At 42.1% G+C, this 18,035-nt stretch carries 14 protein-coding genes; 12 read left to right on the forward strand and 2 right to left on the reverse strand.

All coding sequences use genetic code 11. The features are described from left to right. Nucleotides 1–98 precede the first annotated feature (98 nt). The gene (locus tag P1X15_RS12280; RefSeq protein WP_277338416.1) at nucleotides 99–515 is read left to right on the forward strand and encodes a hypothetical protein; all 417 of its coding nucleotides are present in this window, start codon (nucleotides 99–101) and stop codon (nucleotides 513–515) included. A 30-nt stretch (nucleotides 516–545) separates the two neighbouring features. Here P1X15_RS12280 and P1X15_RS12285 read toward each other — a convergent pair whose 3' ends face one another. Further along, nucleotides 546–4,901 carry a PAS domain S-box protein gene (locus P1X15_RS12285; protein ID WP_277338417.1) on the reverse strand — a complete coding sequence of 1,452 codons (4,356 nt, stop codon included), beginning with the start codon at nucleotides 4,899–4,901 and terminating at the stop codon, nucleotides 546–548. A 273-nt stretch (nucleotides 4,902–5,174) separates the two neighbouring features. Then, the gene (locus P1X15_RS12290) at nucleotides 5,175–6,320 is read right to left on the reverse strand and encodes a glycosyltransferase (RefSeq protein ID WP_277338418.1); all 1,146 of its coding nucleotides are present in this window, start codon (nucleotides 6,318–6,320) and stop codon (nucleotides 5,175–5,177) included. A gap of 113 nt (nucleotides 6,321–6,433) precedes the next feature. Here P1X15_RS12290 and P1X15_RS12295 point away from each other — a divergent pair, with 113 nt between their 5' ends. The 11 genes from P1X15_RS12295 (at nucleotide 6,434) to P1X15_RS12345 (ending at nucleotide 17,992) form a co-directional block, all read left to right on the forward strand. Beyond that, nucleotides 6,434–7,198, forward strand: a complete 765-nt coding sequence (locus P1X15_RS12295; protein ID WP_277338419.1) for a DUF2490 domain-containing protein — start codon at nucleotides 6,434–6,436, stop codon at nucleotides 7,196–7,198. Nucleotides 7,199–7,281: 83 nt separating this feature from the next. After that, nucleotides 7,282–7,830 carry a hypothetical protein gene (locus P1X15_RS12300; RefSeq protein ID WP_277338420.1) on the forward strand — a complete coding sequence of 183 codons (549 nt, stop codon included), beginning with the start codon at nucleotides 7,282–7,284 and terminating at the stop codon, nucleotides 7,828–7,830. A gap of 82 nt (nucleotides 7,831–7,912) precedes the next feature. Continuing rightward, nucleotides 7,913–8,146 carry a hypothetical protein gene (locus P1X15_RS12305; protein ID WP_277338421.1) on the forward strand — a complete coding sequence of 78 codons (234 nt, stop codon included), beginning with the start codon at nucleotides 7,913–7,915 and terminating at the stop codon, nucleotides 8,144–8,146. 197 nt (nucleotides 8,147–8,343) lie between these two features. Next, nucleotides 8,344–9,447, forward strand: a complete 1,104-nt coding sequence (locus tag P1X15_RS12310) for a hypothetical protein (protein ID WP_277338422.1) — start codon at nucleotides 8,344–8,346, stop codon at nucleotides 9,445–9,447. A 66-nt stretch (nucleotides 9,448–9,513) separates the two neighbouring features. After that, complete coding sequence (locus tag P1X15_RS12315; protein ID WP_277338423.1) at nucleotides 9,514–10,410, forward strand: hypothetical protein; 897 nt, start codon at nucleotides 9,514–9,516, stop codon at nucleotides 10,408–10,410. Nucleotides 10,411–10,429: 19 nt separating this feature from the next. After that, on the forward strand, nucleotides 10,430–11,977 hold the full coding sequence (locus tag P1X15_RS12320) for a phosphatase PAP2 family protein (protein WP_277338424.1): 1,548 nt from the start codon (nucleotides 10,430–10,432) through the stop codon (nucleotides 11,975–11,977). 289 nt (nucleotides 11,978–12,266) lie between these two features. Then, nucleotides 12,267–12,713 (forward strand): DUF4440 domain-containing protein, encoded by a 447-nt coding sequence (locus tag P1X15_RS12325; RefSeq protein ID WP_277338425.1) that lies wholly within the window; start codon nucleotides 12,267–12,269, stop codon nucleotides 12,711–12,713. 9 nt (nucleotides 12,714–12,722) lie between these two features. Further along, nucleotides 12,723–13,274, forward strand: coding sequence for a hypothetical protein (locus P1X15_RS12330; RefSeq protein ID WP_277338426.1), 552 nt, complete (start codon nucleotides 12,723–12,725; stop codon nucleotides 13,272–13,274). A gap of 77 nt (nucleotides 13,275–13,351) precedes the next feature. After that, nucleotides 13,352–13,909, forward strand: a complete 558-nt coding sequence (locus P1X15_RS12335) for a carboxymuconolactone decarboxylase family protein (RefSeq protein ID WP_277338427.1) — start codon at nucleotides 13,352–13,354, stop codon at nucleotides 13,907–13,909. Nucleotides 13,910–13,978: 69 nt separating this feature from the next. Further along, on the forward strand, nucleotides 13,979–16,750 hold the full coding sequence (locus tag P1X15_RS12340) for a TonB-dependent receptor (RefSeq protein WP_277338428.1): 2,772 nt from the start codon (nucleotides 13,979–13,981) through the stop codon (nucleotides 16,748–16,750). Nucleotides 16,751–16,762: 12 nt separating this feature from the next. Then, nucleotides 16,763–17,992 carry an MFS transporter gene (locus P1X15_RS12345; RefSeq protein WP_277338429.1) on the forward strand — a complete coding sequence of 410 codons (1,230 nt, stop codon included), beginning with the start codon at nucleotides 16,763–16,765 and terminating at the stop codon, nucleotides 17,990–17,992. Nucleotides 17,993–18,035: the final 43 nt, after the last annotated feature.

Here is an 18,035-nt window from a genome sequence, read left to right on the forward strand (position 1 = left end):
GGTTTACAGAACTTGCCGATTAGGCGCATAATCAATTGTAAATGTCGAGAATAGGAAAGTTCAAAACCCGCCAAGATTAAACATAAGTAGCCTCATTTATGAAAAAAGATATTTCATTTTCGCCCGTTTCGGGGGTGTATGTCACTATTGCTCGTCGCATTAATGAAATCAATCAAGCCGAATGGCACGTATATCTTATCAACCGTAACGATGCCCCTATCGAAAACGTATTTGTGACTTCAAGAGGGTACTCGGGCGATGATGCCAAAACCAGAGAAGAACAAGAGCGTACCTCTACTTTGCGTCATTTTTTTGCGGAGATTCTCCCTTCTCAATCCGTAATCATAGAGCCTATTATGTCGGGGGTATTTCACTTAAACAACGAATACTGGGTTAGTTATTTTGTTGGAAATCAGGTTTTTGATAAAAAATTTGTTTTTGTTCCAGACAGTATAGTTGAGCAAAATCTCGTAGATATTGAAGAACTAGGCCTCCAAGGAATACTCCACGAATAGCCCCGAAGAGATAAAGGTGGAGTATTTTATTTAATTTTTTTTGTAGCTCAAACGTTTATTAACCATATTCGTTACTAGGGTGATTTCTTGTAGAGCTTGTTGAATGAATGTGCTAAGACTTTCTGCTTCAGACGCTCTCCAAGATTCAATTTGCTTGGCAAGTTCGGCTAATTTGATAAAACCTGCGGTAGAAGAAGTGCCGTACAGTTTGTGGCCAACAGCGTTGGCTGTGGTTGTATCTTGGGTATTAATGATTGTTTGTAGTTTGACGGTCGCCAACTCGAGTTCATGGAGGGATAGAGTCAAAAACTCACTCATCAAATCTTCGTCTTCTCCCACTAGCATTGTCAGTTGAGAGGGATTGAAGTGCTGCAATTCATCGATTGGTTGCGGGGTCTCACTGGGAGTTTCTTTGTGAAACCATTTGTTGAAAAGCTTTACGATGGTCTCCTCCACAAATGGCTTGGTAATGAAATCATCCATGCCTGCTTCCATACATTTTTCTTTTTCTCCTTTGAGATTGCCGGCCGTAAGAGCGATGATAGGAATATGAACGCCAGGCGTGAGGGCACGAATCTTGGTAGTAGCCTCGTAGCCATTCATTTCGGGCATTTGGATATCCATGAAGATAATGTCGGGCAATTTTGCCTCGCAAACTTGCAGTGCTTGGTGTCCATTAATTGCTTCAAAGATAGTTGATTGTGGAGATACTCGCCTAATGATGGTTTTGGCCAGAAGCATATTGACAGGGTTGTCTTCTGCAATCAATACACGAAGGGCAATTGATTCTTCAGGGGTAGGTTGGAGAGGGGACGTAAGTTGAGACTCGTTCGTTTTTTTGAACAAACGTGAAAGGGTATTATACATTTCTTGCATTTTGATGGGTTTCACCAGCCGTTGGTTTACCCTCAGTTCTTCACACCCTTTGATGATAGTGCCGTCATCGGAGGAGCTATGCAACAAAATGACAGGCTGCTCTTCGTGGGTTTCAAAAAAACTTTCTCTGATTTTTTTGATAGTCTCAAGTCCATCCATATAAGGCATATGATAATCCATCATAATCACATCATAGCGGCGGCCTTGAGCGAGTAATTGTAACGCCTCAAATCCGTTTCGTGCTTCTTCAGAGACTATTTGTTTGAGCAGTAGCATTTGTCTCAAAATCACTCGGTTGTTGTCGTTGTCGTCAACAATTAAGACATTTTTGATAAGGTCAATATTTTCCCAATTGATAGAGCCTCCTTTTTCGGCTTTGAGTGTCAAGTCAAAAAAGAAGGTACTACCTTGAGCGGGTGTACTACGCAATTGGAGCTTACTATTCATAAGTCCCAATAGTTTGTTGGAAATTGTCAGTCCAAGCCCAGTACCTCCGTAGCGTTTGGTAGTAGATACATCCTCTTGTGAAAAGGCTTCAAAAATTTTGTCTTGTTTTTCGGGCTTGATACCAATCCCCGTATCTCGTACTTCAAAACGGAAAGTGACTTCGTCTTGATGGATATCGGAAAGAGCTTCTATTTTGAGTTCAATTTCACCTGTTTCGGTAAACTTAATGGCATTGCCGAGAAGGTTGACCAGTACTTGTTTGAGACGTACGGTATCTGTCCAGACAAACCGGGGCAAATCCAACGAAATATTAAGAAGCATCTCAAGTCCTTTGCTTTGGGCTTGGTAGGTGATGATGTCAGCTGTTTGGCTTCCTAGTTCAAATAAGTCACATTTAGAGATATCGAGCTCAAGCTTACCAGCTTCTATTTTTGAGAAATCCAAAATATCGTTGATGATTGTCAATAGAGCATTGGCCGATTGATTGACGATATGGATATATTGTTGCTGAGTTTCGTTAAGGGAGGTTTTTAGTACCAAATCCGTAAACCCAATGACGCCATTCAGAGGTGTCCGAATTTCATGGCTCATATTTGCCAAAAATTCTGATTTGGCTATACTTGCTTGTTCGGCTTGAAGTTTGGCTTTTTTTAATTCTTCACGTTGGAGACAAATTTCGGTGATGTCTTGTGTAAACATCATAATGCCCCCAATGCTTCCATCAAACTGATACCACGGCCTCACCTCCCACTTAAGGAATTGGTCATTGGACCAGCCCTCGGGGCGCCATCTATCTTCGTCATTTTTTTCAATGGCTCCTTGCAAACAGCGAGCGTGGATGTTTTTCCATTCTTGTGAAAGATTAGGAAATACCTCATAATGTGACAAACCAATGATATTTTGATTGCCCAGACGGTATTCTTCCATCCAGCGGTGACTGACAGCGATATAGCGGATGTTTTGGTCAAACATAGCCACTGCGGCGGGGGCGTGCTCTACAAACGCCATCAAGCGGGCTTTTTCAATCGTGAGTGCTTGCTGTGTTTTTTTCTGTTCCGAAATGTCAGTGGCAATACCCAAAAATCCAATGATTTTGTTTTCGGTGTCCCGTATAGGAGTCACCACCATCGATACCGTAATTGGGTAACCATCTTTTCGAATATAGGTCCATTCTCTTTGTTCGGAGCCTTCGATGAAAGCTTTGTGAATAAAAGTTTTGAAGCCTCCAATGGGAGTGTGGTATTGTTGCGAAAGTTCGTCGGCCCTTTGAGACAATTCTACCACATTCGGCATGAGAATAGAAGTAGTTTTACCAATTAATTCGTCAGCAGAGTAGCCCAGCATTTGTTCGGCACCACTATTGAAAACCGTAATAATTCCGTGTGCATCGGTGGCGATGATAGCTACTTCCGATGCAGACTGTAATACGTCGTTTAGAAGTTTTCGGGAGCGTTCGGTTTCGAGTTGAGCTTTCTTTTCGGCATCAATATCTTGAAAAGTACCATAAAGCCTGCGGCATTTACCATTGATGAGTTGGGCATTACCAAGAGCTCTCACCCAGCGTTCGTTACCTTTGGCGGTTACGATTTGTAGTTCTATGCTCCAAGGTTCACCTGTCTCAATGCTTCTATTTACTGCTTCTTGTATGGCTTTACGGTTTTTGCCTTCTTTATAAAAATTAATTCCTTTCTCTAAATCAGGCTCGAAGTCGGCCGGTACTTCATGAATTTCTTTGGTAACCGCCGTCCAAATCACCTTATTGTTTATTAAATCTACTTCCCAGCCGCCTACACTCGCGATTTGGTTGGTTTGTTCGAGGAGTTCTTTTGTTTGTTTTAAATCGTTTTCTAACTGATGTCGAGTCGTAATATCTAGCGCATTTCCGATTACATAATCTTCTCCCTCTAGACTCTTTTCACGGATGTTGTTAAACATCCAGATACGCGGCGAGCCATCACGATGCAGCGTGTGCATGAGGCCACTTGATTTTCCTTTTTGTTTGATTTCGGACAAGTAGGCTCGGAGGCCTTCATGCAATGGTACTGGAACTATATCAAACAAGCTCATGTGGGTTACTTCTTCGGCTCTATATCCCAAAATACTTGCGCCTGCTTCGTTGACCGTAAGGAAGTTTCCCTGCATGTCATGCGTACACATCAAGCCCTGAGAATTTTCAAAAAAGGCTCTTAATCTATCTTCGCTGATTTTGAGTTTAAGCTCTTTTTCTTTTTCAGTAGAGATATCTCTCGCAATCGCAAATATGCTTCCTGTAGCAGGCTCGGGCGAAGCTGTCCATTGTAGGTATTTGTAGTGACCATCTTTGGTATTGAAGCGATGCGTGAAATTGATAGTATTGGCACCTGATGCTAGCTTAGAAATTTCTAGTTGGCTTTTTTCAACATCTTCAGAATAAATAAGGTCGAAAAAAGAGGTGTTTAAAAGCTTAGACTCATCCCATCCCAACACTGCTGTGAAAGCAGGGTTGACTCTCTTGAAGTAGCCGTCGGTGCCGGCCACACAAATCAAGTCGTTGGAAGAATCAAAGAGTTGTTCAAAATGTTTTTGTTCTTCTTTCTGCCGGCGTTCGACAATCAAAGAAATCGCTACCTCCCCAAGTAGCTTCAGAGCTCGTTGTTGAGAATCGGTGAGTTTACTAGGAGTATCATCCAAAACGCACAACGTCCCTAAAGCATATCCATTGGGGTCAATAAGCGGATAACCGGCATAAAATCGAATATTAGGATCGGAAGTAACAAGCGTGTTTTCTTTAAAACGAGGGTCTTGGGTAGCATCTTCGATTTGAAAAATGGAGCTATCCTCAATGGCATGATGGCAGAAGGCAAGGCTTCGAGAAGTTTCCGCCTGATTGAGTCCTACTTTAGACTTAAACCATTGTCTATCTTCATCAATCAACGAAACAAGTGACATGGAAGTACCGCATATCAAAGAAGCTAGCTCCGTAAGGCGGTCAAAATCTTCTTCGGGTAGCGTATCTAATATCTGATAGTATTTGAGAGCTTTAAGTCTATCCTTTTCGTTGTGTACTAAAGGGCGATTTTTCATTTATTTGGAAAATAATCTCAACAGTTAGGTGTAATCAACAGGCTATTAAAAAGGGTAATAATTAGATTCTAGGTGTTTTTAGGTATAGTTATATATACTATAAAGTTAATAACATTCTAAAAAAATGAAAAGTTGCGAAGCGAGGGTTTTCTTATGATTTGTGTTAGTGGTTGATAATCAAAGTGTAAAGTCCTTTTATGTGCAATAATAAGTGCACAAAAAAAGCACTTGATACTTCCAAGTGCCTTTGTTTGTCCTCACAAAAGGCCAAATTTAGCTTTGTATCTTGGCAAATTCTTTGGCCAAATTGCCCGCTACTATCTCAATGTCATACAATTCCCACACCATTTTTTTTGCGTTTTTTTTGAGTGTATCGCAGTAAGAAGGATTTTGAAGCATTTGTACTAATCCCTCCAAGACACCTTCTACAGTAAGAGGTACTTCATGGGCGGCATGGTACTGAGCAACGGTACCATCGAAGCCGATACGATTGGAAACAAGGGCAGGAACACCCGCAGTCATGGCTTCTAAAGCAGCAATCGAAAAACCTTCCGAATAAGAAGTTAAAGCAAAAATATCAGCATCGGCTAAGGCGGCTTTTTTGAGTTCGCCGGTGAGCATTCCTACCATTATCATTTTATGAGCAAGATGATGGTCGCTAATGAACCGCTCCGTAAGAGCTTGGTATCCATCATCTGGCCCCGCCAAAACAAGGAGCGTATCATCGTACTGTTGGGCATATTTTTGAAAAGCCGGCAGTAGCAAATCAAGTCCTTTTTTGATGTTGAGGCGTCCCATAAACAAAACGATTTTTTTGTCGGTAGGCAAGCCAAATTTTTGTCTAAAAGTGCCTTTGGGAGGGAGAGTAGCAAGCTCATCTAGCTGCATACCATTAGGAATAATAGCGACATTGGGATGCTGAAAACCCAGATATTGACGTAAGTCGTTTAGCTCATCATGGTTGTTTATTTGAATGAGGTTTGCTTTTTTGAGAAATCGTTTTTGGAATAAGACAGAGAATATTTTCTTTTTCCAATATCCATGATGAAGCGCCCAATGATCAAGCAAACCATGAATAGTGACGGCTTTGGGAGTATTATTTTTGAATAAAAACGGCGCCACACTCCCAAAATGCCAGATACCATGACAATGCACTACGTCGTATTCATGGATGTGTTTTTTTAGAAAATCCCACAACTCCAACGAAAATTCAGGAAAAAAACGACTGATAGGAGTCGTACGCTTACATACAATTACCCGTGCGCCGTCAGGGGCAGGGTATATTTTATCTTCAGGCGATGCAGGACTCAAAATGTCTACTTGATGACCTAGTTTCAAAACCACCGTAGTATGATCATAAATGATACGAGCTGGCCCACCAATCGCCCAAGTGTAGGCACAAATATTTAGGATTTTCATGCGGCAAAATAACCACATTGAAGCATACAACACAATAGATAAAGCGCCGCTAAATAATTTGGCACATTATTTGAAATACCCCTTTTGTATGTTTTTTTTCTTATTGGTTATATATGCGAAAGCTTCTATTAATCTCTTTTTTATTGATTTTTGGGCAGATACAAGCTCAAAATGTAAGTTTATTAGGGATATCTCCGAGCTACTCACAGGCTGGAAAGCTTGCTGGCAAATTGGGATATAACTTTAATGTCACTTCGGTGGTAAATGCAGTTAGTCAAACAGTCGAACAAAAGTTTTTCCCCTCGGGGCATACGCATTTTCTTTTGCATGGATTGCTAGTATATCAGCTAAATAAAAAATGGAGCGTAGCAGGCGGCTATGCTTTTGGGAGACATAATATTTTTGGACTTCGCGAAAATGAGCATCGGTTGGTGGGGCAAGCTATTTACCAACATAAACTGGGTAATTTTGTCATCACACACCGTGGTCGTTATGAATGGCGTCAACCTACCAACTTACAGACGAAAGTAGTATCTGATGCCAACATTGGGCGCTATCAAGTTTGGGCAACTTACCCTCTTTACGATACTGAGAAGCAAAAAAAAGGATTTTATTTGTCGGCTTCAAATGAAGCCTTTTTATATTTCAAAGGCGCGACCAATGGTCCCGTAAGCTCGCGAAATGGCTCTATATTGTCAGAAAATTGGATGCACATAGGAGGAGGCTATAATGCTGGAAAAGCACGTGTTGAATTGGGATATTGTTTTCAAGCATTGGTACGTAATAAAGCGCAGGATTATCGCTTTTTCAATCTCTTACAAATCAATATTTATCATACGATTCATTGGCATGACGTGCAGTATTGGTGGTATATGTAATTCTTATGGCATGAAAATTGTCTAAATTTTTAATGTAGAATTTTAAAGTTTTAAATACCTTTGGGTTAAAATTAAAATTTTTCTTGAAAAAATTAACTGCTATCGGCCTTTTTGTCTTGCTGCTCTACAATATGTTTGGGCTGACGGTGGCAGTTTTGTTTTTTGAAAATGACTTTCAAACGGCTTCTCCTATTGCTGAAAACGATAAATGGCAAACCGTAAAAATGCACTTGCCTAATCTTCCTTACAATGAGGTTTGGGAAAATGCCGACGGTCAAGAAGGATTGATTAGAAGCGGGGATGATTTTTATAATATTACCCATCAGCGTCACGAAAATGATACGCTATATGTGACTCTTAAAACCAACCAACACGCCCGTGATCGATTTTTTGAGCTTGCCAATATGATTCAAGAAATCACCGATCCCCACTCCGACCCTGCTGATACCCCCTTTGGAAGGGCAGTGAAGTTACTGAGTGATTTAACAAAAGTATATCTTCCCAATTCCGTTCTAGAATGGCCTCTTGGATTTGATGCTGGGGTTTTAACGCAACACTTGTTTGCAACCCCTAGCTATACGTTACTTCAAGCGTTTCAATTGTTACATTCTCCCCCTCCTGAGTTAGCATAATGATGCTTTAGGCTCATTCTTCCAGAATGATAATGTCATGTCTCAAGGCAGACAGAGCTTATTTCATTAATCGAAGCTAACAATGATGAAAACACTGTTAGGGGTATTGATGCTGTTTTTTGTGGTGGTGTTTATTTCCCGTGATACTCATGCCTTTAAAAAAACAAATCCCTTTCCCCCTTATAATTGCCAAGAAATGCACCATTGGTGCAGTATGAGTGCTAAAAATGGTAAAGACCTTGTCGTGGCGGTAAAAGAAATACCTCCCGTAGGATGTGCCATACCTATGCCTATACTAAGTGCTTATGCAAAATAGAATCTCCAAGTTTAAGGATTTAATCCATTTGTACTCAAAAAGTTAGAAACTTGGAAAGTCCTATTTGATTTTGCCCAATCACTTATCTCGGCCTAAAAAATAGCGTGTTTTTTTATGAAAAGCTTTGGTTGAATTTATTCTATTTTTCAACCCAGACTCGTAGGAATACCCTATATGAGTCCCCAAGCTATTATTAAATGAAACGTATTATCTACTCTTTGATAGGGCTATTATTAGCCAATGAAGGGTTTTCGCAAGGATGTGTGGCGGTTCGTCATATGAGCTGTACGGCTACCAATGCGCTTACCTCTTCCGAATATTTCAAACAAAAAAATGGACAGTGGCAGGTCAGTATGGGCTATCGCTATTTTCGGTCGTTTCGGCATTTTAGAGGTGATGTCGAAGAGCATGAGCGATTGGAACAAAACACTGAGGTGATCAATTTATCACATGCTTTAGATTTGGGGATTAGCTACCAACCCAATGCTCGCTTAGCTTTTGGTATCAACTTACCCATTCAATACAACGACCGCTCATCCTTGTATGAGCATTATGGAAATGCAGTCTCTGCTAATCCTGACCAAAAACGTTTTCATACTTATTCTAAAGGAATTGGAGATATGCGTTTGACGGCCACCTATTGGATGCTTAACCCCTACAAACTTCCTAAATTTAATTTTGCGTTGGGAGCAGGTGTGAAATTGCCTACTGGAAACCCAGGCGTAACGGATGATTTTCATAAGTTGAATAAAGAAAAACAAGATTATGTGGTCAACAAGCCCGTTGATCAATCTATCCAACTAGGCGATGGAGGCGTAGGCGTAAGTATAGAACTTCAAGGATATGGGCAAATTACCAAAACCTTGACGGCTTATTTTAATGGATATTACTTATTCAATCCCAAAGAAACCAACAATGTACTTCGCAACCCTGAAGCTACTACCATCGATTTAGTGACGGGATACTTCTCAGTAGCGGATCAATTTGCCGGGCGCTTAGGATTGAGTCAAAGTATTGGTAAAGGCTTAGCTATTATGCTAGGGGGGCGCGTAGAAGGTGTTCCGGCGATTGATGCGATTGGAGGGAGCAAAGGCTTCCGTCGGCCAGGGTACATCGTATCGGCAGAGCCAGGAATAGCTTATATGAAAGGGAAATTTTCGGCAGCAGTCAATGTGCCTTATGCTTTGTATCGTAATCGTATCAAGAGCTATTCTGACCGTCTCGACCCGCTTGGGGTTCGTCATGGCGATGCTGCGTTTGCCGACTATTCTGTATCAATAAATATCAGTCGATGGTTTTGACGTATATATGGAGCGTTATTTCGTTTCTCATACCTTCATCCTTAAAAAATACATTTCAAATAACCTATGAAAAATCTATATATATTGGTGCTGTCAGCACTTATATTGGGCTACACTACAGCCTATGCTCAGATGCCCAATGACGCCATTTATATGCCTAAAGGCGTAGTGTGCGTAGGCACGATGTACACGCACAGTAGTTGGAAAGAATACTGGGAAAATACCCTTAAGCGTGAAAACCTGAATATCGGGACTCATACGACCCAAAGCGTAATGGTAATGCCCGCAATAGGAATTACCAATCGATTCAATGTCATTTTGAGTTTGCCTTATGTATGGACTAAAACCAGCGCAGGGAATCTTATGGGTCAAAAAGGTTTTCAGGATTTGGGAGGCTGGCTCAAAGTAAAAGCGGTGGATTGGAAAGGCTTTTCACTCAATGGCTTAGTGGGCATTTCACTACCTGTTAGCAAGTATGTCCCAGATTTTTTACCAATGTCGATAGGGCTACAATGTCGCACGGCTTCAGGGCGGGTCTTGGCCAATTATACCCATCCCAAAACGGGTATCTATGTTACGGCGCACGGTACTTATATGTGGCGCAGTAATATCAGCGTGGATAGAGATGCGTATCAGGCTGATGATAAAGTATACAATACCAACGAAGTGCGAGTTCCGAACGCTTATGATATGGGTGCTAGAGTGGGAATTTTGAAAAAACAATGGCAAACCGAAATTTGGGCAGAGCGCAATTCGTGTGTTAATGGCGACAATATTCGCCGCAATGATATGCCTTTTCCCACCAATAATATGCAGGCTACTATGGTGGGTTGGTATGGTAAGTTTCAACCTAAAGCGCTTGGTGTCAATGCCCGTATAGGGTATGTAACAAATGGCCTCAATATGGGACAAAGTACTAGCTATACAGTAGGGGTACTTTATATGTTTGGTGTAAAAAAATAACTTTTAATTTGACTAACTGATGAAACCCTATTCAACTTTTATAAAATATAGCACAGCTTTACTCACGCTTGCAGTGATAGTAATAGCTTGTAATAAAGACCTTGAAGAGCCCCAAAGAGTGGGATATACACCTGTGGCGGTAGATGAAAAAGCAGGCACTTGGAAAACCTATGTTTTGGCTTCGAGTGATGAAATCGAAGTTGCAGCACCTCTGGCAGTGACCTCATCAGAATATACCGCTGAGCTATCTGCACTAAAGGGATTGGCTTCTAATCTAAGCCAAGAACAAAAAGAAGCAGTGGTATATTGGGGAGCGGGAGCGGCGTATCGGTGGAATGAAATCGCCCGTGAGCTTTGCGCTCGTTACAACATTCCTCCCGCTTCAAATGCCGAAGGAAAATATCCTTTGCCAGATGCCGCCAATCCGTTGGCCGATCCTAAGTTTCCTTTTGCTAATCCTCCCTATGCTTCACGCGCTTTGGCGTATTTGTCGGTGGCGCAGTATGATGCGTTAGTTTCGGCGTGGCATTATAAATATAAATACAAACGCTCTGCTCCTTCAAAAGTAGATACGAGTATTCCGGTGGCGTTACCAGTTTCAGCTTTGCCGGCTTATCCTTCAGAAGATGCCGTGGTTGCAGCGGCGTCGGTCACCATTTTAAAAGCCATGTTTCCTGGCGAAGTACCTTATTTGGATGCAAAAATGAAAGAACATTTGGCGAGCCGTCAGTGGGCTGGTATGAATGTCACGAGCGATTTGACGGCAGGAACCTCGTTGGGAAATGCCGTAGCAGCAAAGGTAATGGGTAAAGCCCGCAACGACGGCATGGGAGCTTCCAACAATCAAACATTGGTGGCAGCGATGATAGAATCAGCCAAAACGAGAGGTATCAAAGACCCTTGGATAAGCCAAGAGGCTCCTTTACGTCCGCCTATGTTGCCCAATTTTGGTGCTGTTCAGACTTGGAATTTTGACAAGGCGACTATGGTTAAAATTCGTCCTGCTATTCCGTATGTAGTAGGTTCGGCCGAATGGCAAAAGGATATGGATGAACTAAAACAAATCCAGAATAAACAAACCCGCGAACAAGCCCGTATTGCCAATTATTGGGCTGATGGGGCAGGTAGCTATACGCCACCAGGGCATTGGCACCGCGCGGCTGCCAATGCTGCTCACGAAGCACGTTTTAGTGAAGTACGTATGGCGCGTACATTAGCCCTTGTGGGTACTGCCGAAATGGATGCTGGAATTGCTTGCTGGGATGCCAAGTATTTTTATTATACGCCTCGTCCTCAGCAGTTTGGTTTGAAAACTTCCGTGGGCTTGCCCAATTTTCCTTCCTATACATCGGGGCATTCTACGTTTTCGGCAGCAGCGGCTACTGTGCTAGGGTATCTATTTCCTGAGCAAGCAGCTAAGTTTGATGCACAAGCTTTAGAGGCATCTGTGTCACGTATCTATGGTTTGATTCACTATCGGGTAGATTGTGAAATGGGGCTAAAACATGGAGAAGTCATTGGCGAATATGCCATTGCACGTGGCAAAGCAGATGGCTCTGGTTTGTAAGAAACTACCATCCTAAATCATTTGTAACTACTTATCCTTAGGCAGTAAGCTTTAAGCAGTAGGCATTTTTTGCGATGTTTTTAGGAAGAATCGTTGCGTATAAAAAAACATTTTTAACAATACGCTTTAGGCTGTAAGCTATAAGCGTATTGTTAAGTAGTCACAATAATTTTTAATAACATAAGTGTTTGTTTAGCTATGTTCAGAAGGTTGGGAAGGTATAACCTTCTCAACCCTGAACATAGGACAATCAAGCCATTAAAGGGGTTTTAGGTCAAATTCATTATTCATGAAATATATCTTTTCAACACTTCTATTATTCGGAAGTATACATTTTATTTTTGCTCAAGATGGCCCTAAGCAAGAAGTTGCTCAACAACTTACCAACTGGCATAATGGCCTAGTAAAAGGAGATTTAGAGGGTGTAATGGCTCAGTATGCGAGCGATGCCGTTTTTTTTCCAACTTTTATCAATCAAGCGCTGACAGCCGATGAGCGAAAAACCTTTTTACAAACGCTCATTGCCAAAAAACCAGTAGCGACCTTAAATAATGACCAACGAATTCGGATTTTTGGTGATGTGGCTACGTGTTCAGGCTCTTGGGTATTTGATGTCAATGGAGCTGATGGGCAACGCGAAAAAAAGCCTGTTCGTTATCTGTTTGTTTTTGAAAAACGCGCCGGTAAATGGCTTATTATTGAACAACATGTTTCGGCTTTTCCCGAAAAAAAATAAACCCTATACTTGAAGAGACTGGTTTCGATATTGCTATTTAGCTTGTTGCTCTACAACATGGTAGGCTATTCGATAGTCTATTGGTTGGGGGGAAATGTGGCTTTGCATAAGCAAGAAATTCAGTCTGATTCTACTTTGAATGAAGAGTACATCACGGTAAAAGTGCCGGTAGCATTGCCATATCAGACAAATTGGACGGCGCCTCAACCCGTACAAGGGAGTATTCAAGTAGGGGAGGAGTTTTTTGAGATGGTAGAGCAAATCATGCTTAATGATACCCTTTATATTACTTGTAAGTCTGACCACCATGCGCGCAAAAACTTTTTTGCATTAGCCCAACACATTGATAATCACATCAAAGATTACAATGGTAGTACTCATGATTCTTCTAAAAATAAAACTTTAAGTATTCTCAAAGAATATGTGTCGTTTGGGCGGCTGCATGTATTCTTTTGGGTAGAATGGCTTCCCGACACCACACCATCGATTAGCATCACTTATACGCTTCTTTTAAGGGCATTGCCTCTTTTTTCTCCTCCTCCCGAAGAGGTTGATTTTTAGGTTTTTATGGTAGTTGCTCTATTTGTGAGAGTAGCTAAGATTTTTATTAAAATACTTATAAATCAACCATTTGTTGTATGCCACACATACCACTACCTGAGCATTTGCCTGGTATTACGGGCTTGCTCGAATACCGTTTGGACACGGCTATGCCGATTCGTGATTTAACGCAGATTTTGTTGCGGGGCGAATCCTCTTTGACCGAAGGTGAAAGAGAGTTGATTGCGACGATTGTGTCTTCACGAAACTGCACCAACTTTTGTGAAGCTGCTCACACAAAGGCCGCTGATTTGCTTTTGGGTGAGTCCGAAACGGCTCGGCTTGTCAAGTTGGATTTTGAATCGGCTCCAGTGTCTGATAAAATGAAAGCCTTGCTCAATATCGCGGCACTCACTCAAAAAAGTGGCAAAGCGGTATCGGGAGAGGCTATCGAAAGAGCCAAAAAAGCGGGCGCCTCCGATCTCGAAATCCATGATACTGTGCTGATTGCGGCCTTGTTTTGTCTTTACAACAAATACGTGGATGGACTTGCTACCGTCGCACCTGCTGATCCGGCATTTTATCAGACTTTGGGGGAGAGAATCGTAGCTCGTGGCTATATGCGACCTCCGGGAGGTTATTCAAAGCCAGCGTAGATAATCAAAAATTCATACGGGAGTATGACTCATTGCTCTTGAGAGGGGCATTAAAGATTGGCATTTATTATGAAAAAACATATACTTTTTTGGGTATGTACCATAGCAATATGGGCGACAGATACCTTACATGCACAACAGGTGCAGTTGAGAGGGGCTATTATTGACTCTGATACTCAGCGCCCTTTGGTGGGCGTTTCGATTGCTGTCAAGGGGAAAGTGGCAGGTACTGTCACTGATTTAAAAGGCAATTTTGAACTAGCTAGCTCTTTACCTACTACTTTAATCATTTCAATGGTGGGATATGAACGACAAGAAATCAATGTACAAAAAAGTGAACCATTGACCATTTCTTTGAAAGAAAGTGCTTCAGACATCGACCAAGTCGTGGTTTCGGCTTCGCGGATTGAGGAAAACATCTTGCGTTCGGCCGTAACAGTCGAAAAAATGGACATTCGTTCTATTCAAAATAGCCCTTCTCCCAATTTTTATGATGCTATCAATAATCTGAAAGGAGTGGATATGGTAACAAGTAGCTTGACGTATAAACAAATCAATGCTCGCGGTTTTAATACAACGGGCAATAGCCGTTTTCTTCAGTTGGTTGATAATGTGGATAATCAATCGGCTGGTTTGGGTTTTGCAATGGGAAACTTGTTTGGGCCTCATGATTTAGATGTGGAAAGCGTGGAGTTGATTCCGGGTGCGGCCTCAGCTTTGTATGGTCCTATTGCTTTCAATGGGATGTTGAGCATGAAAACCAAAAACCCTTTTCAATATCAAGGCCTAAGTTTACAAACTAAAGTGGGTTTAAACCATATTGCTGACGGCCCAGGGCTTGGAGCAAAACCGATGGGAGATTTTGCGATTCGTTATGCCAAAGCGTTTAATAATAAATTTGCTTTTAAAGTAAATGCTTCGTATTTGACCGGAACCGACTGGTATGCCAATGATTATACGGATATCGACCCTAATACCCCCGCTGCCAGTCGAGGACCTAACAATCCTGGAAAAAATTCATTGAATATTTATGGCGATGAGGTAGCTCGGACTTTTGATAAAATAGGGCGCGTATCACGGACAGGCTATGAAGAAAAAGACCTCACCAATTACGGTGTGTATAGCTTTAAGCTTAATGGAGCCCTTCATTATCGTATCAAAGACAACTTGGAGGTTATTTATGCTATTAATCGTTTGCAAGGGACAGCCCAATATACCGGAAGCGGGCGCTTCGTAATCAATGATTTTGTGCTGACGCAGCATCGGGCAGAATTAAAAGGGAGCCATTTTTTTCTTAGAGCTTATTCCAATGCAGAAAACTCGCATAATTCTTACAATACCCGTTCGCTCGGTCAGCAAATCAACCGCACATGGGTACGCGATTTAAACGGAAACGTAGTAACCCCCGACAAAGCCGACGCTACTTGGTTTGAACGTTATGAGGCCGCTTACAACGGAAATATTAATGGCGTAACTGGTCAAAACCATTTGTCTGCCCGCACTTTTGCTGACCAAGGGCGCTTGCTTTCAGGCTCTGCTGAATTTGAGTCAGCGAAGGAAAAACTCATTAAAACCTACGGTATTCAAGGGGCGGGTGTGTTGAGTAGATGTGGGCTGCGACATATAGAAGGGATGTATGATTTTACGCCTCATTTTTCTATTTTCTCATTGCAAGTAGGGGCCAATTATCGTCAGTATAAGTTAGATACAGGGGGTAGCTTATTTGATGATAAAGACAAAAACCTGACCAATACCGAATATGGAGTCTATGCCCAAGCGTCTAAGTCGTTGTTGAAAAATCATCTTAAAATCACGCTTTCAGGAAGATACGACAAAAACGAAAATTTTGAGGGTCGTTTTACTCCGCGTGCTTCCGCTGTCTTTTCAGCAAACGACAATCATCATTTCAGAGCCTCTTACCAAACGGGCTTTCGTAATCCTACCATTGGAGATCAGTACATCAAACTGAATGTTGGGCCTATCATTATCTTAGGAGGTGTACCTGTGAATGCCGCAGGTATGAATGCCTACGAAAATTCATTTACGGCTGCTTCGGTGGGGGCATTTGCGGGAGCCGCAGGGGCTCAATTAGGTCAGGGGGTACCTTTTCCTACGGCAGTTGCCAATCACAAAGACAAGTTGGTGAAATCCAATGTACCTTACATAAAAGCTGAAAAAGTAAAAAGTGTGGAGGTTGGTTACAAGGGATTGCTTACTCCGCAATTGATGCTTGATGTGGGTTATTATTACAGCCAATACACTGATTTTATTATCAATACTGTTGTGATTCGGACTGAAAGTACAGTGACTCTACCCGATGGAAGTATCAACCCCGCAGCGGCAGGAGATATTTTGAGTGGAAAAACCCAAGCATTTCAGCTTTATACCAATGCCACTGATGAAGTTTCTATTCAAGGGGTAAGTGCTGGTTTAGGATATTCGCTGCCCAATAATTATCGTCTAGCTGCCAATACTACTTGGACTGCTTTTAACTTGGGCAATGCCAATCCGAGCAATATTCCCCCTTTCAATACTCCTTCTTGGAAGACCAACCTGACTTTTGGTAATGCTAAACTTACCAATAAGCTTGGTTTTAATGTAGCATGGCATTGGCAAAGTGCATTTGATTGGTACGGAACATTTACCGAAAATCGCCCTGGGCGAATCAATGCCTATAGCCTACTAGATGCTCAAGTCAGCTACAAGCTTCCCGCTTTGAAGACCGTTGTAAAACTCGGTGCTTCCAATCTCACCAATACCTACATCATGCAAGCCTATGGTTCGCCAGCGGTAGGAGGGTTGTATTATGTGAGTCTCAACTTTGATGAACTATTTCGATAAATCGACCGCCTTATGAAAGCTTTGGAAATCAACACAACTACCTCTCAAAGTATTTCCAGTAGAGGCCTAGTGTTTGGGCTTTGTATGCTGAGTTACTGGTTTGGAGGGTCAGTCGCCACGCTGATGTCGGTCTATTTGCCAGTGGCTATTCCTGAGCTGTTAGGAGAAAAGCACATCACAGAAGCAAGTATGGGTGAAATTGGAGCATATATAGGAGCTGCTTTTTTGTATGGTTGGGGAGTAGGAGGATTGATGTTTGGAGTGGTCAGTGACCGTATAGGGCGAGTCAAATCTTTGACGCTTGCTACAGGTTTGTACGGTATAGCTACCTTGCTTACGGTATTTGTTTCTCATTGGTACATGCTGATAGGATGCCGATTTGTAGCCGGAATGGGTATTGGGGGAGTATTGTTGATTTCGACGGTGTATCTATCGGAAATCTGGCCTGTACGTACCCGCCCCGTTATTTTGGGGATTTTGGCAGTGGCATTCCCGATAGGGATTGTCACTACTGGCGGTATTAATATACTCTTTGCGCACTGGAGAGATGCTTTTTGGGTGGGTCTCATTCCTGTCACGACGGCCTTGATTATGAGCAAATGGCTCCCTGAATCAGAAGCTTGGAAAACTGCTCAAGCGACAGATGTTACCCATAGAACGCATCTGTGGGAGGCGTCCAACCGTCCCAATCTCCTCACTGGTACTATTATTTTTGGGGCGGTATTGATTGGTCTGTGGGGGATATTTTCTTGGGTGCCCACGTGGGTGCAATCATTGCTTCCACAAGGCCACAGCGGACAACAGGAGCGGGGAATTACGATGATGTTGCTGGGATTGGGAGGTATTGGCGGAGGAGCTATATCTGGTTTTTTAATAAAAGCACTTGGGGTGCGGAAGTGTCTCATTTTTACCTTTTTGGGCTGCTCTTTAATCTCATTTTTGTTGTTTTTAACCAATACTACTTTTAGTCCTATCATCTACTTTGAAATGGGGCTTTTGGCTTTGTTTTTTGGGATAAGTCAAGGCACACTTTCGAGTTATATTCCTCAATTATTTCCAACGGTTATCAGAGCTACTGCTACGGGCTTTTGCTTCAACATTGGACGTTTCTTTACGGCGACCTCCGTGTTTTTTGTGGGGGCAATGGTTGCTTTCTTTGGAGGGCTAAGCCATGCTCTGTTGACTTTTTCGGTGGCCTTTTTGGTGGCTTTGGTAGCAGCATTTATCAGTAAAAAAAGCTGATAAATAGAGGTTTTAGGTATCGATTCATAACCCATACACATTC

This window comes from Runella sp. MFBS21, from assembly GCF_029433105.1.
In the GTDB taxonomy this organism is placed as follows: Bacteria; Bacteroidota; Bacteroidia; order Cytophagales; family Spirosomataceae; genus Runella.